The sequence below is a fragment of the Actinosynnema sp. NPDC023794 genome (assembly GCF_040639675.1).
Classification (GTDB): Bacteria; Actinomycetota; Actinomycetes; order Mycobacteriales; family Pseudonocardiaceae; genus Actinosynnema; species Actinosynnema luteola.
In genome coordinates this window covers 431,111-446,272 of sequence record NZ_JBFAFR010000001.1, presented here as the reverse complement: position 1 = coordinate 446,272, position 15,162 = coordinate 431,111, and the positions used below count along the sequence as shown (strand labels likewise).

Sequence of the window (15,162 nt, the reverse complement as noted above, 5' to 3'; positions counted from 1 at the left end):
ATGGCGCAGGCGGCCCGTCACGTCCCCCGGCGGGCCGCCGCGCGGCTCTCGTGGGATGCGCGCACGTCGGCCGAGCCCTGCTCGCCGCAGCCGCGCCGGTGCTCTGCGGCACGTGGCACGGCGACCGCCTGACCGTTGGCGACGACGTCGGCCACCTGGGGGGTCTGCGGCCGGCCACGTCTGCGTCGTCACCCGGGACGAGCTGCCCGACCTCGATCGGGCCGGGTAGGGCAAGATCCACGGCCTCGGGTGGGCCTTGACGCGCTTTCCGTTGTCCGATTCACTACCGGATAGTCCTGGGACCGCTCCCAGCCCGGAAGTCCGGTGGCTGCCCGCCACGTCACTCGGCGGGCCACCACCGCTCCCACCCCGACCCCTTCCACCGCCAAGGTCTCCGCCGCCACCGCAGGAAAGCGCTTACCAACCTCAGGAGATCGTCCTATGAAAGCACTACTCGCCGTGTCAGCGTTGACAGCGGCGCTGCTCCAGGTCACCGCGCCGGAGGCACAGGCCGCCTGCGGCGACGGCACCTACCACGCCGAGGTGACCGGGTCCGGCAGCAGCTTCACCGCCCGCCGGGGCAGCAGCACGGTCTACACCGGAAGCAGCCTGCGCGCCGCGATGCAGGCGGCCAACGACAGCCTGACCGCGAACCGCACCTCCAAGGAGCGGATCGTCGTCCGGGCGTCCGGCTCCATCCCCGCGGGCGAGCGGTACTCGATGCGCAGCTACACCACGATCGACCTGTGCGGCACCATCAACGTCACCGGCAGCGGCTCGGGCGACTACGCGCCGGTCTACGCGCGCGGCGTCCGCGACATCGAGGTCCAGAACCTCACCCTCACCGGCACCCCGCTGTACGGCATCTTCATGCGCAACGTCACCAACGTGGTGATCGGCAACGTCAACATGCGCCTGTCCGGTGGGCTGGGCGTGCGCATCGACAACCGCGGCGACACCAGCCAGTGGACCCGCAACGTCCGCATCGACTACGTCTACGTGCAGGGCGCCAGGTCGCACGCCGTGGAGACCTACGGCGTGGACGGCCTGACCATCGGCACGGTCGTGGCGCGCAGCGTGGGCGAGTCGGGCCTGCTGCTCAACCAGACGATCAACGCCACGGTGGGCACGGTCGACGCCGAGAACGCGGGCGCCGGCACCGGCTACGCCGCGTTCCGCACCGCCAACCGCAACGGCCGGGTCGGCAGCAGCTACCCGATCAACATCCGGGTCGGCACGGTCAAGGCGCGCGGCGGTGGTCGCGGCATCTTCTGCGTCTCGGAGAGCGGCGGTCTCCAGATCGACCGGATCGACATCGCCAACACCGGCAACAACGCGATCCTGCTCGAGAACTGCTACAACGTGAACATCGCCGCCCAGAGCGGCAGCGTCAGCGGCGGGGGCGAGATCCGGTTGGCGGCGCGGAGCGAGTTCCCGGTGACGCGGGACATCATCATCCAGAACCTGACCGTGACCAACTCGGCGATCACCGAGAACCCGTGCGGGACGAACACCACGTTCCGCAACAACACGCTGGTCAACAGCAGGCAGAGCATCTGCTAGTGCCGCGGTGGCGGCCCGGGTCGTGCGGTGCGGCGGCCCGGGCCGTGGCGGTGCGGCGATCCGGGCCGCGGTCCAGTTGAGACGGGTCCGGGTATGTTCGGTCGGTGACCTCGGGAACCGACCCTCGCACCGCCCCGTCCTGGCCTGACCTGCCCGAAGTCGCGCGCGACGTGCTGCTGGAGGTCCTGATCCACGGCGCCATGCCCCGGGCCGAGATCGCGACCCGCCTGCGCCTGTCCCGGCCCACCCTCACCAGGGTGACCCGCACCCTCGTGCTGAACGGACTGCTCGTCGAGGGCGAGACGCAACTGCGCTCGTCCACCGGCAGGCCCTCGGAGATGCTCCACGTGCGTGGCGACTCCCACCACTTCCTGGGCGTGAAGCTCACCGCCGACCGCCTCTACGCCGTCGTCACGGACCTCACCGCGAAGGTCGTCGACACCGCGGACCAGCCGCTCCGGTCCACCGACCCGGCCGACGTGGTCGCCCAGATCGCCGAGGTCGCGGCGACCTTCCCGAACCTGACGGCCATCGGCGTGACGCTGGGCGGCATCGTGCACCACGGGGTGGTGGCCGAGGCGGGGTTCTTGCGGTGGGTGGACGTGCCGCTGCACGACGCCGTCACCGCCGCCACGTCGCTCCCCACGGCGGTCGACAACGACGTGCAGGCGCTGACGTCGGCGGAGCACTGGTTCGGCGCGGGCGCGGGGCTGGACTCGATGGTCCTGATCACGGTGGGCGCGGGCGTCGGCTGCGGCCTGATCGTCGACGGCAAGCTGGTCCGGGGCGCGCACGGCCTCATGCCGAGGATTTCTCACATCCTGGTCGACCCAAGCGGTCCGCGGTGCGGGTACGGCCACCGGGGGTGCGCGTCGAGCTACCTCATGACGCACGTGATGCTGCGCCAGTTGGACGGCGACCCGACGTACGAGGAAGCGGTCGGGCGGGCGTTGGCGGGTGATCCGGTCGCGAAGCGGGTGTTCGACAACGCGGGCTACGCGCTGGGTGTCCTGATCGGCACGGTGGCGAACTTCCTGGATCCGCGGAAGATCCTCCTGACGGGTGACGGGCTCCCGCTCTACGAGGTGTCGGAGCAGCGGGTGGCGGACGGGATCAGGGCGAGCTACGAGGCCGACCCGGCGCTGATCGACCTGGACGTCCAGCCGTTCGACTTCAGCGAGTGGGCACGCTCGGCCGCGGCACTGGCCATCCGCGCCACCCTGACCAGCACCCTCCGCCCCTAACCCCGCCCTGCCCCCGCGTGAGTCCTACGTCCAGAACGCGTGAGTCCTACGTCCAGAACGCGAGAGTCCTACGTTCGGGTACGCCGAGTTGAACGCTCAGGGTCAAGTCCGGGCCACGGTGGGTGTGCTGCGGACCTGTTGGGTGGTTCGTGGTGGTTGGGCTGCGGCAATCGGCCGTGCCGGCTGGTGTGGGTGGTGGTGTCGCGGTCCCTGGCGGACGGTTCCGCCTTGCGTTGTTGCGGAGCGAAGAAGTTGCGGTCCGGTCACGCAGGCTTCCCACTCCTTGACACAGTGCTGTGGCCCGCGACACAGTACCGCCGATTTTGAGCGGTCAAACGATCGGTGGAGTATTCGGACGGGTGCGCTCCGTCACCGCCACGACACGAGCACGAAACCAGCGCGAACGGCACCACACCAGCTCGAACCGGGGGAGGGGGAGCAGGCCATGGCGCGTCCCGGCGGTCCGGTGACGATCCGCCAGGTGGCACTGCACGCCGGTGTCTCCCGCCAGACCGTGTCCAACGTGCTCAACGCGCCCCACCGGGTGGACCCGGCCACCCACCGGCGCGTCCGCGCCTCCATCGAGGCCCTCGGCTACCGGCCGAACCGCAACGCGCGCAACCTGGCCGCCCGCCGAGCAGGCCTCATCGGCTACTGCGTCCCGGTCACCAACACGCCGAGCTCGTTCATGGACCGGTTCCTGCACCTGCTGACCGCGGAGGTGGAAGGATCCGGTCGACACGTGCTCCTGTTCACCGGCACGACCAACAGCACCACTGACGTCGACGCCTACGCCGACCTGGTGGCCCAACGCGCCGTGGACGGCTTCGTGCCGGCCAACACCGTCGACCGGGACCCGCGCCACCAGTGGCTGGCGGACCACGACGTGCCCTTCGTGTCCTTCGGGCGCACGGGGAACGACGACCAGCCCGGGCCGTGGGTCGACCTCGACGGCGCGGCCGTGTGCCACCGGCTCGTGGACCGCCTGCACGACCTCGGCCGCAGTCGCGTCGCGTTCGTCGGCGGGCGCGGGACGACGGCGCAGAACCTCGAACGGCTGCGTGGCTGGAAAGCCGGCTGCACCGCGTTCGACCTGCCCTCGGACCGGCTGGTGCTCGCCGAGGCCGACACCGTCGAAGCGGGCGGGGCGGCGATGCGAGACCTGCTGGACTCCGAAGTGATACCGGACGCGGTGATCGCGGTGAGTGATCCACTTGCGGTAGGTGTGCACCGTGAAGTGCGCCGCCAGGGGCTCCGGCCGGGGACGGACGTCGCGGTGACGGGTTTCGACGACTCGCCGTTGGCCTCTGTTGTGGACGGTGGTCTCACCTCGGTGCGGCAGCCCGTCGAGAGGTTCGCCCGCACCGTGGTGGACCTCCTGGAGAGCACCACCGGTGCGAACGGCGATCGGGGCGTGTTGCTGCCGGGCGAGATCATCAGCCGCGGCAGCGCCCCGATCCGCTTGACAGAGCAAGACCTGAACGAATGGGAGTCTCGGTAATGGGCGTTCGGACAACGGCGGCGCGGGCAACCGCGGCGCTGGGTGTGGCAGTCCTCCTCGCGTCGTGCGGCAGCGGAGGGGACGAAGGCGGCGAGCAGCCCAGCGGTGCGCTCGAAGGTCGGGGCGAGGTCACCTTCGCCACCGGCAAGGACACCTCCGGCAACATGCAGAAGCTCGTCGACGAGTGGAACGCCGCGCACGCGAACGAGCAGGTCCGGATCATCGAACTGCCCGAGTCCGCGGACGCCCAGCGCCAGCAGATGGTGCAGAACGCGCAGGTCAAGTCCGACGCGTACACGATCCTCAACCTCGACGTGGTGTGGACGGCCGAGTTCGCGGCCAACCGCTGGGTCGTCGAACTGCCCGCCAAGGAGTTCGAACTGGACAAGTTCCTCCAGCCCGCGGTGAAGACCGCGCAGTACCGGGACAAGCTCTACGCCGCGCCGGTGTACTCCGACGGCGGCCTGCTGTACTACCGCAAGGACCTGCTCGACGCGGCGGGCCAGAAGCCGCCGAAGACGTGGGCCGAGCTCACCACCGCCTGCCAGGCCGTCAAGGCGACGCAGCCCGCGATCGGCTGCTACGCCGGTCAGTTCGAGAAGTACGAGGGCCTCACTGTCAACTTCGACGAGGCCGTGCACTCCGCGGGCGGCGACGTGGTCGACTCCGCCGGCAAGGCCGCGGTCGACTCGCCCGAGGCGAAGGCCGGTCTGGACACCCTGGTCACCGGGTTCCAGCAGGGCATCATCCCGGAGAAGGCCATCACCTACAAGGAAGAGGAGGGCCGCCGCGCGTTCCAGGCGGGCGAGCTCCTGTTCCACCGCCAGTGGCCCTACCAGTGGAACCTGGCCGGCAAGACCGACGGCTCCTCGCAGGTCGCCGGCAAGTTCGACGTCGCGCCCCTGCCCGGCCTGAACGGCCCCGGCAGCTCCACCCTCGGCGGCCACAACTTCGCCATCTCCGCGTTCGGCAAGAACAAGGCCACCGCGCTCGACTTCATCAAGTTCTTCACCAGCGAGGCCTCGCAGCGCTCCAACCTGCTGGCCACCTCGCAGGCGCCGACCCTGGCGAGCCTGTACGAGGACGCCGAGCTGATCAAGCAGTTCCCGTACCTGCCGACGTTGAAGGAGTCGATCCTGTCGGCGAAGCCGCGCCCGCAGGCGGTCCGCTACGGCGACGTCACGCAGGCGATCCAGGAAGCCGCCTACGCCGCGTTGACCGGCGCGAAGACCAGCGACGTGGCGCTGAAGGAGCTGCAGACCAAGTTGCAGGAGTTGCTTAAGTGACGGCGGTCGCTCGCCGCGCCCGGGGCGCGACCTCGGGCGCGGGGCGACTCGCCGCGGCGCTCTTGTCACCGACGTTCGTCGTGCTCGGCCTGGTGGTCGGGTACCCGCTGGTGGCGGCGCTGCGCGAGTCGGTGTTCCGGGAGGGGACCGACCTCGACGAGAGCGGCTTCGTCGTCGAGGGCGCGCGCTTCGTCGGTGTCGACAACTACACCGCGATCTTCGTCGGCGAGTCCGCCGCCCGGTTCTGGAACGCGTTCGGCAACACCACGGTGTTCACCGTCATCACGGTCGCTCTGGAGGTGTTGCTCGGCGTCGGCATGGCGCTGGTGATGCACCACGCGATCCGCTGGCGCGGCATCGTGCGGGCCAGCATCCTGGTGCCGTGGGCCGTGCCCACCGCGGTCTCGGCGCTGCTGTGGCGCTGGATCTTCCAGGCCGACGGCGTGGCGAACGCGTTGATCGGCCAGCAGGTCCTGTGGACCACGGAGGGCTGGCAGGCGAAGTTCGCGGTCATCCTCGCGGACGTGTGGAAGACCGCGCCGTTCGTCGGCCTGCTGGTGCTCGCGGGGCTCCAGATCATCCCGAACGACGTCTACGAGGCCGCACGCGTCGACGGCGCGTCGGCGTGGCGGCAGTTCTGGCAGATCACGCTCCCGCTGGTGAAGCCGGCGCTCCTGGTGGCCGTGCTGTTCCGGGTGCTGGACGCGCTGCGCATGTTCGACCTGCCGTTCGTGCTCATCGGCAGCCGCAAGGAATCGGTGGAGACGCTGTCCATGGTGGCCTTCGACGAGGCGTCGAGCCTCCGGTTCGGTCCCGCCGCCGCGTACGCGACGATACTGTTCGTCTACGTGGCCGTCACGGCCCTGGTGTTCGTGCGGTTGCTCGGCGCGGACGTCATCGGCGCCGCTCGGGAAAGGTCGCGAAAATGAGCGCCACGACCCAGACCAGCGGCAACGGGACGCTGTGGAAGCGAGTGCTGACGTTCGGCGGGCTCGGGCTGATCCTGGTCTACTGCCTGGCGCCGTTCTACTGGATGGCGGTGTCGGCGTTCCGCCGCCCGTCCGACCAGTTCGAGCTGACGGCGCTGCCGATGCCGTTCTCGCTCGACAACCTGACCGCGGTCTTCTCGCCCGCCGTCGGGTTCGGCCGGTCGCTGCTCAACAGCCTGGTCGTCGCCGGCGTCACCACGGTCCTCACGCTGATCATCGGCGTGTCGGCCGCGTACGCGCTGGCCCGGCTGCACTTCCGGTTCAAGAACGCGGTCGCGGCGCTGATCATCGCCACCTCGATGTTCCCCGGCATCTCCCTGCTGGTGCCGCTGCTGGCGTTGTTCACCGACATCGGCTGGATCAACACCTACCAGTCGATGATCGTGCCCAGCCTGTCGTTCGCGCTGCCGCTGGCGGTGTGGAACCTGACCGCGTTCTTCCGGCAGATGCCGGAGGAGCTGGAGCAGGCGGCCATGATCGACGGCTGCACGCGTGCCCAGGCGTTCCGCAAGGTCATCCTGCCGCTGGCCGCGCCCGGCATCTTCACCACCGCGATCATCACGTTCATCGCGGCGTGGAACGAGTTCATCATCGCTTTGTCGATGGTCAACGACAGCACCATGCAAACTGCTACCGTCGCGATCTCCCGGTTCACCGGGGCGTACGGTTTCGACCAGCCGTTCGGCACGCAGATGGCCGCCGGCGTGATCGTGACCGTGCCGCTGGTCGTGGTGGTGCTGCTGTTCCAGCGGAGGATCATCGCAGGCTTGACCGCAGGTGGCGTCAAGTAGCCGCCTGGCGGTGTCAACGGCCGGTCGCCACGTGATGGGAGAGCCGTGGCGACCGGCCAATTAACCGTTCTGCCTGGTTATCGCCCTGTCGGGTGACCCCGTCAGGGGAGGTGCCACTGCTGGGCGCCGGTGCCGTTGCAGTCGTGGATCTGCAGCTGGATGCCGTTGACGGCGTTGCTGTTCGGCACGTCCAGGCACTTCCCGGACGGCGGGTTCACCAGCGTCGACCCCTTGGGCCACCACTGCTGCGCGCCCGTCCCGTTGCACGTCCACAGCTGCACCTTGGCGCCGTTGACGCGCGCGCTGCCGCTGACGTCCAGGCACCGCCCGAGCGCCCGCACCGTGCCGTCCGGGGCGAGGCTCCACTGCTGGGCCGCCGAGGAGTTGCAGTCCCACAGCCGCACGGGCGCGCCGTCGGTCGGGCCCGCCGGCTCGCCGTCCACGCACTTGCCCGCCAGGCCGACCACCGCGCCGGATCGCGCGGGGTTCGGGCCGACGTCGAACGACGGCGGCGCGTCGGCCGGGGAGCTGCCCCAGCTCGAAGCCGTCGCGCCCAGGCTGAAGTCCAGCGTGCCGCCCGACGCGACGAAGGCCCCGGGCAGCCACGGCTTGGTGGACGCCACACCGTTGACCCGCAAGGACTGCACGTACTTCACGGTGTCCGAGGCGTTCGGGGCGGTGATGGCGATCGTGGCGCCGTTGCCGCGCCTGATGGTCGTGCTCGGGAACTGCGGGCTCGCCAGGACCAACTCGGCCCGTCCCGGCGCCTGCGGGTACAGGCCCAACGCCGCCCACACCGCCCACGACGACATCTCGCCCAGGTCGTCGTTGCCCACGATGCCCTCGGGTGTGGGCGGGAAGAGGGACGTCAACGCCCGGCGCACCACGTCCTGGGTCTTGTGCGGCGCGCCCGCGTAGGCGTAGGCCCACGGCGTGTTGAGCGTCGGCTCGTTGCCCAGGTACGCGTACGGCTTCTTCGGCCCGGCGTTCAGCTCGGTGAAGAACGTGTCCAGCCGTGCGGTGACGGCCGCGTTGCCGCCCATGGCGTCGAACAGCCCGCGGTGGTTGTACGGCACCATCCACGTGTACTGGGCGGCGTTGCCCTCGACGTACTCGTTCTCCTGCGTCGGGCTGAACCCCGGCCACGTCAGGTCGGTGTTGCGCGGCTGCAGGTACTTGCTGCCCGAGTGGAACAGGCTGCGCCAGTTCTGCGCCCGCCGGAGGAAGTTCTCGGCGGCGCCCGCGTCGTCCAGCCGAGCCGCGAACTGGGAGATGGCGAAGTCCGCGCTGGTGTACTCCAACGTGGTCGCGGCCGAGCCCCACACGTCGCCCAGACCCGTCGGCACGTAGCCGAAGTCGTTGAACTGCAACCACCCCGGGCGCTGGCGGATGTCGTTCACACCCGCCACCATTCGGCGCAACGCGTCCGCCGTGTCGAAGCCCGTGCCGCCGAACGCGTGCGCGGTCGACACGATGATCGCCATCGGGTCACCGTTCATCACGCCCGTGCCGCCGTTGGCGACCGTCCAGCGGTCGAAGTACCCGCCCTGGGCTGCCTGGTTCACCGCGGATTGCGCGATGTCGGCGGCTTCCGCCGGCCCCAACAACGCGATCAGCGCGATCTGGGACCGGTAGACGTCCCAGCCGGAGAAGTTCGCGTACTGGGTCCTCGCGGTCGTGTGCGTCTGCCGGTCGAAGCCCGCGTACTGCCCGTTGACGTCGCTGAACACGTTGGGGTGCAACAGGGAGTGGTACAGCGAGGTGTAGAGCGTGCGGAGCTGGGTCGACGTGCCGCCGGTGACGTCGATCCGGCCGAGCCAGGAGTTCCACGCGGCGCGCGCGGCGGTGCGGACCTCGTCGAACGGCCGCGTGCCGGTCTCGGCCGCGAGGTTGGCCTTGGCGTTGTCCAGGCTCACGAACGAGATGCCGACCCGGGCGGTGACCGTCGTCGCGTTGAACGACACGAACGCCGACGCGGCGAACGGTCGCACGTCCTGCGCCGTGGCGGACGGCGCGGGCACGTGCTGCGTCCCGGCGGTCTTGGGCGAGGCCGGGACGCTGCCCGGGCTGCTGCCCTCGACCGCACGGCCGTCGGGCGTCACCTGGCCGTTCGCGATCGTGGCGGTGGAGGCGAACGGCTGGTCGAAGGTGACGTGGAAGTGCAGCCGGTACCGGTTGCCCGCGCCGCAGAACCCGCCGCTGTCGGTGTAGCCGGACAGGCTGTCGGTCCCGATGGTGATCGAGCCGCCGGCCGCGTTGAACGCGCGGGCGGCGTCGACGTTGAGCGAAGCGCGCTGGCCGGCCGGGTAGGTGAAGCGGGCCACGCCCGACCGCTGGTCGGCGGTCAGCTCGGTGCGGATGCCGTTGTCGAAGCGGACCGAGTAGTAGCCCGGTGACGCCTGCTCGTTGGCGTGGGTGAACGTGGAGTGGGCCGCGGGCGTCGTGCCGAGGGACGGCATGAACGGCACGGTGCCGAAGTCGCTGCACCCCGGGCCCGACAGGTGGGTGAGGCTGAAGCCGCGGATCCGGTTGTCGTCGTAGTGGTAGCCGCCGTGCTGGTGGGTCACCGTGTCGGGGCTCCACTGGAGCATGCCGAACGGCGCGACGGCGCCGGGGAAGGTGTTGCCCGCGCCGCCGCCGTGCCCGAAGTCGGGGCCGCCGGGCTTGGTGCCGACGAACGGGTTGACGTGCTGCGCGGGATCGGTGATGGCGTGCGCCGTGCCGGCCTGGACCGGGACGGCGAGCGCGGCGAGGGTGAGCGCGGCGACAGCCGCGGAGCGGAGACGCATCTGAACCTCCGGCAGGGGTAGGAGGCCTGACAACGTTGTCAGGGCTCGATTCTCCCATCGGAGGTCCAGACCAGGTACCCGCTGCGCGGGGGAACGGCGCTGGGCCGGTGTTGTCCACCGGACACGCTCACTGGATGCGAAGCCCTTTATAGTTTCAGTGTAGACAGAAACCAATTACCCGCGCGCTGCGTCCGGCAACCGCAAGCCCTGAGGGGCCGGAACGCCGGCCGGCCACAGCTCGACCGCCGACTCCGGGTCGATCCCGGAGAGGTCGACGACACCACCGACGAACCGCGCCCCGTCGAACGACACCGAGCCCCCGGCGAACCGGGCGCGGTCGAAGGAGACGACCCCGCCGGCGAACGTGGCCGCGGCGAACGACAGGCGGCCGGTGATGGTGGCGTCGGCGAAGGTGACCCGGCCGGCGTCGGTGAACGTCGCGCCGGAGAAGTCACCGCCGTCGAAGACCGCGCCGGTGAAGTCGAAGTCGTGGCCGCGCCAGGTGCGCGGGTCGTCGTCGGCGAGGTGCAGGTTGTCGCGGATGAGCCGGATGACGGTGAGCCGGACGTGGCGCTCCTGACCGGGGTCCCGCTGCGCGGCGTCGGCGGTGCCGTAGGGCTGGCGCAGGTAGGCGCAGAGCACGTCGATGCAGCCCTGGCGCGCTTCCGGCGCGTCGTTCGCCAGTGCCGCGAACGCGTAGACACCGGCGACGCGCACCGAGGCGTCGGGCGCGCCCAGCAGCTCGGCCGCTTTGGCGTAGCGGTCGAGCAGCACCTTCGCGTCCTCGCGGTGGGAGTCGACCTCGTTGAGGCGCTGCCTCCGGTAGGCGACCGTCAACGCCACGACCGCGCCGACGCCGCCGACCACGGTCAGCACGACCTTCACCGCGTCGAGCCGCTCCTGGACACCGGTCGGTCGTCCCAGCACGCCCCACAGGACCACCCCCACTCCCGCCGCGACCGCCGCGGCCGCCGCCAGCAGCAGGGTCACGTGAACGAGCAGCGGCATCGCCGGTGTGCGGGGCCGGCGCCCCAAGGCCGTCGCGGCCCGGCGGCCTCCGCCCGCCGAGAGCGCCGCAGCCACCAGGGCGAAGACCCACACCGCCCAGTGCCGCCCGACCCACTGGCCACCTGCCACCGCCGTCTGCGCCCACCACCGGGGCGCCAGGCTCACGACCGCGGCGATCAGGGACGCCGCCGCCAGCCCGTGCCGCAGTCGCGGTCCCCGGCGGAAACCGAGGACGGCCCGGCTCACCTGTAAGGGTTGCTCGCTCATGACGTCATGGTGGCGCAACCGACCGCGTGCCGACCCCGAACGCCGCCCGGTGATCCGTTCGTCAGCCGATCGGCGCGGGGGAGTTGGCTTCCGGGACCAGGATCGTCGGCGTGCCGGAGCCGTCCGCCGGCACCGCCCACACGTCGTTGACGCCGTCGTCGCGCTGGATGCCGTAGGCGATGGTCGTCTGGTCGATCCAGGTCGGCTGGTCGTCCACGCTGCGGGTCTCCGCGAGCGGCGTGGCGGTCAAGGTCCCCAGGTCCATCGTCGACAGGCGCCAGCCCTGCTGCGGGTCGCCGTTCACCGCCGCTTTGTAGGCGATGAACTTCCCGTCGGGGGAGAGGGACGGGCACTCCACGTTGTCCGCGATCGACCGGAGGGTGCGTGCGGCGAAGTCGCCTTCCACCAGGTAGCGGTGCCCGCCGGTGGACATGGTGGCGTAGAAGCGGTTGTCGTCGGCGGTGAAGGTGACGCCCCAGAAGTTGCGGTCGACGGCGGTGGCGGGCGTGCCGTCCACGGTGGCGGTGAACTCCTCCAGCGAGGTGACGAGGGAGCCGGTGGCCGTGTCCAGGATCCCGGTGCTCGTGGAGAAGCCGTTGGCCGCGTACGAATGACCGTCCACGAACAACGTCCACGCCACCATCCGGCCGCTCGGCGACACGCGCGTGCGGTTGGGGAACCCGGTCAGCGGCACCGTCCGCACCTCCTTCGACCCCGCGTCCAGCACCGCCAGCCCACCCGCCTCGAACGCGCCGACCGGCCGCAGGCACGACGTCGTCCCGCCGGCGCTGTAGACGCGGTCGCACCGCTGCTCGGTCACCTCGCGCGGCCCGCTCGGATCTGCCCGCGACACCGTGGACAGCCTGCCGTTGCTCAGCACCACCAACCGCGGTCCGTCGACCGAGGTCGACGCCACCTCGTCGGGCTCGGGGTCGGACCACGCGGCGTACCCGACCGCGACACCCGCCAGCAGCACGGCGACCAGCGCGGTGACCAGAAGACGTGCCCGAGTGGTCATGAACGGCGTCCCAGGAGTGCGACGGTGGCGGCCAACGTGAGCGCGACGCCCGCGGCGGCCAGGCGGGTGGCGGCCTCCGGACCCCAGAACTGCCAGGCCAGGCCGAACAGCACGGACGAGCCCAGGTACGCCAGGGCCTGTCCACTTTGGATCAACGCGATGCCGGTCGTGCGCAGCCGCTCCGGCAGCAACGGCCCGGCCAACGCCATCAGCACGCCGTCCGTGGCCGCGTAGAACACCCCGTACAGCGCGACCACCACCACGACCAGCGCCCACCCGCCGAACGGCCCGAACACCAGCAGGTACACCGCGCCCAGCGCCACGTACCCGCCCAGCATCACCGGCAGCCGGCCGACCCGGTCGGCCACCGCGCCCAGCGGCGCGGCCAGCAGCAGGTAGACCAGGCTCGTGCCGACGGCGAGCAGCGGGAACCAGCCGATCGACAAGCCTTCGCGCTTCTGCAGCAACAGGTACACGAACCCGTCGCCGATCGTGGCCAAGCCCAGCAGCGAGGCGGCGAGCACGACCCGTCGCACGCCGGCGTCGCGCCACAACCCGCCGATCGCCTTGACCCGCACCGGTTGCGACGCCACGGCCGACCGGTGGTCGCGCACGAACAGCAGCAGGATCACCACACCCAGCGCGGCGATGCAGAAACTGGTCATGAACACCGAGTCGAACGACTCACCGGCCAGCGCCAGCACGGCCAGGGCGACCAGCGGCCCGGCGAACGCGCCCATCCCGTCCATCGCCCGGTGCACGCCGAACGCCCGGCCGAGGTCGCCGGCGGGCGTCGACAACGTGATCAGCGCGTCCCGCGGTGCGGTGCGCAGTCCCTTGCCCGCCCGGTCGAGCGTGATCACCGCGCCGAGCGCGGCGGTGGAGCTGCCCGCCAGCAACAACCCGATCTTGGCCACGGCCGACAGGGCGTAGCCGAACCCGGCCACGCCCTTGCGCCGGTCGGTCCGGTCGGCGAGGTAGCCGCCGACGAGTCGGAGCAGGGTGGTGGCCCCGGTGTAGACGCCGTCGACGACGCCGTAGGCGGCGGGGCTGAGCTGGAGCCCGACGACGAGGTAGAGCGGCAGGACGGCGGTGACCATCTCGGACGAGACGTCGGTGACGAGGCTGACCGCGCCGAGCGCGAAGACGTTGGCGCTGATGCCCTTCCAGCCGGCGGCCTTGGGGCGGGTGATCGTGGACAGGTACACGGCGCACCTCCGGGGACGGCAGGCGCCGCGCCCGGTCGGGGGACGGCCGGGCGCGGCGGTCGGTGGGGGTCAGTGACAGGCGGTGGTGCCGCTGTCGGTGAACGTCTGGCCCGCCACGGGCACGAACTGCCAGTCGAAGCTGGTGCTGTGCAAGGTCAGCTTCAGCACGCCGTACGCGGTGCTGTTGCGGACCTCGCTGTTGGCGCGGATCGTGCCGAAGCCGTAGTGGCTGGCGCCACCCATGCCCGCGACGAACGTGCGGATGCCGCGGGCGTTGTCGAGGCCGCCGTTGGGGTTCTGCGGCGCGAACCGCTCGTACTGGTGGTTGTGGCCGAACAGCACCACGTCGGCGTTGTGGTCGTACAGCGCCTGGAACAGCGGGCGCGTCGCCGTGGACGGCGAGTGGTTGGCGCCCGAGGTGAACAGCGGGTGGTGCCAGTACGCCGCCGTGCACGGCTTGGTGCTCGCGGCCAGGTCGGCGCGCAGCCACTGCTCCTGCGCGGAGCCCGCCGCCATGCTGATGTTGGAGTTCAGCGACACGACGTGCCAGTTGCCGAGGTCGTAGGAGTAGTAGCCGCGCCCGGACGGGCCCGCCTGCGCGCCGAAGTAGTCGTAGTAGCCGGTCGCGCCGCTGGTGCCGTAGTCGTGGTTGCCGGGCGAGGGCCGGGTGCGTGCCTTGTGCCTGCCCCAGGTCGGGTCGTAGTAGTTCGCGAACTCCGAGGCGGTGCCGCTGTTGTAGACGTTGTCACCGGTGGTGAAGACCGTGCCGGGGATGGTGTCGAGCAGCGCGGCGGTGGCGCTGTCGCCGGAGCCGGAGTTCGAGATGTCGCCCACGCCGACCAGCACGGGGTCGCCGCTGGGCGGGGGAGTGGTGGTCGTGGTGGTGCCGGTGGTGATCACGAGCTGCGGCGCGGTGGCGCCGGTCTCCCGCGAGTCGTAGTCGGCGCCGTCGGTGCTGGTGGAGGTGACGCCGAAGCTGAACGTGCCGTTGGCCCGCACGTGCGCGGTCACGTCGACCTCGTACCAGGCGTTGCGGGCGACGGAGCCGAGCGTGTCGAGCGTGGCGCCGTCGATGGCGGGCTGGTCGTTCCAGGTCACGCCGGTCTCGGACCAGGTGGTGTTCGTCATGGCGCGGAACGTGCCGCCGGCCGGGCTGTTCGAGCCCGAGACGTCGTCGGTGTGCAGGCGCAGCGTGGCGCTGCCGACCGTGCCCGAGACGCCGGAGACGGTGAACTTGAGGAACACCCGCTTGGTCGGCGAGCCGTCCACGCCGAGCTGGCCGGAGGTCCCGTGGTTCGTGCCGGTGACGGAGTTGTCGACGTGGGTGTCGGCGGTGGGGGTGAACGTCGTGGTGGCGGCCGAGGCCGTCGGCACGTGTCCGGAGTTGGCGATGGCGGTGAGGGCGGCGGCGGTGACGACGCCGACGGCGAGCAGGGCGAGGGGAGCTCTGCGTCCTGACATGCGAAACCCTTCGTTCTTCGAACGACGGCAATGAGGG

12 protein-coding genes are annotated in these 15,162 nt (G+C 70.9%); 6 read left to right on the top strand and 6 right to left on the bottom strand.

Features of this window, described 5'->3' with window-relative positions:
- Positions 1–17: 17 nt before the first annotated feature.
- On the bottom strand, positions 18–155 hold the full coding sequence (locus AB0H12_RS01945) for a hypothetical protein (protein ID WP_499620108.1): 138 nt from the start codon (positions 153–155) through the stop codon (positions 18–20).
- A gap of 304 nt (positions 156–459) precedes the next feature.
- Between AB0H12_RS01945 and AB0H12_RS01940 the strand changes: the two genes are divergently transcribed.
- From AB0H12_RS01940 to AB0H12_RS01915, 6 genes are all read left to right on the top strand, one after another.
- Complete coding sequence (locus AB0H12_RS01940; protein ID WP_499620107.1) at positions 460–1,563, top strand: hypothetical protein; 1,104 nt, start codon at positions 460–462, stop codon at positions 1,561–1,563.
- Between the two features lie 104 nt (positions 1,564–1,667).
- Positions 1,668–2,807 (top strand): ROK family protein, encoded by a 1,140-nt coding sequence (locus tag AB0H12_RS01935; RefSeq protein WP_499620105.1) that lies wholly within the window; start codon positions 1,668–1,670, stop codon positions 2,805–2,807.
- 445 nt (positions 2,808–3,252) lie between these two features.
- A complete protein-coding gene (locus AB0H12_RS01930; RefSeq protein ID WP_499620103.1) occupies positions 3,253–4,308 on the top strand; it encodes a LacI family DNA-binding transcriptional regulator in 1,056 nt (351 codons plus the stop codon).
- A complete protein-coding gene (locus AB0H12_RS01925) occupies positions 4,308–5,594 on the top strand; it encodes an ABC transporter substrate-binding protein (protein WP_499620102.1) in 1,287 nt (428 codons plus the stop codon). Before AB0H12_RS01930 ends, AB0H12_RS01925 begins: the two co-directional genes overlap by 1 nt.
- Positions 5,591–6,523 (top strand): carbohydrate ABC transporter permease, encoded by a 933-nt coding sequence (locus AB0H12_RS01920; RefSeq protein WP_499620101.1) that lies wholly within the window; start codon positions 5,591–5,593, stop codon positions 6,521–6,523. Before AB0H12_RS01925 ends, AB0H12_RS01920 begins: the two co-directional genes overlap by 4 nt.
- Entirely contained in the window at positions 6,520–7,374 is an 855-nt protein-coding gene (locus AB0H12_RS01915; RefSeq protein WP_499620100.1) for a carbohydrate ABC transporter permease, read from the top strand. Before AB0H12_RS01920 ends, AB0H12_RS01915 begins: the two co-directional genes overlap by 4 nt.
- A 101-nt stretch (positions 7,375–7,475) precedes the next feature.
- Here AB0H12_RS01915 and AB0H12_RS01910 read toward each other — a convergent pair whose 3' ends face one another.
- The 5 genes from AB0H12_RS01910 to AB0H12_RS01890 form a co-directional block, all read right to left on the bottom strand.
- Entirely contained in the window at positions 7,476–10,163 is a 2,688-nt protein-coding gene (locus tag AB0H12_RS01910) for a lectin (RefSeq protein ID WP_499620098.1), read from the bottom strand.
- Between the two features lie 174 nt (positions 10,164–10,337).
- Positions 10,338–11,438: a pentapeptide repeat-containing protein gene (locus tag AB0H12_RS01905; RefSeq protein ID WP_499620097.1), complete on the bottom strand. Its 1,101-nt coding sequence runs from the start codon at positions 11,436–11,438 to the stop codon at positions 10,338–10,340.
- Between the two features lie 61 nt (positions 11,439–11,499).
- A complete protein-coding gene (locus tag AB0H12_RS01900; RefSeq protein ID WP_499620095.1) occupies positions 11,500–12,456 on the bottom strand; it encodes a hypothetical protein in 957 nt (318 codons plus the stop codon).
- Positions 12,453–13,664, bottom strand: a complete 1,212-nt coding sequence (locus AB0H12_RS01895; RefSeq protein ID WP_499620093.1) for an MFS transporter — start codon at positions 13,662–13,664, stop codon at positions 12,453–12,455. The genes AB0H12_RS01900 and AB0H12_RS01895 overlap by 4 nt, the downstream gene beginning before the upstream one ends.
- A 69-nt stretch (positions 13,665–13,733) precedes the next feature.
- Positions 13,734–15,125, bottom strand: coding sequence for a CBM96 family carbohydrate-binding protein (locus AB0H12_RS01890; RefSeq protein WP_499620091.1), 1,392 nt, complete (start codon positions 15,123–15,125; stop codon positions 13,734–13,736).
- Positions 15,126–15,162: the final 37 nt, after the last annotated feature.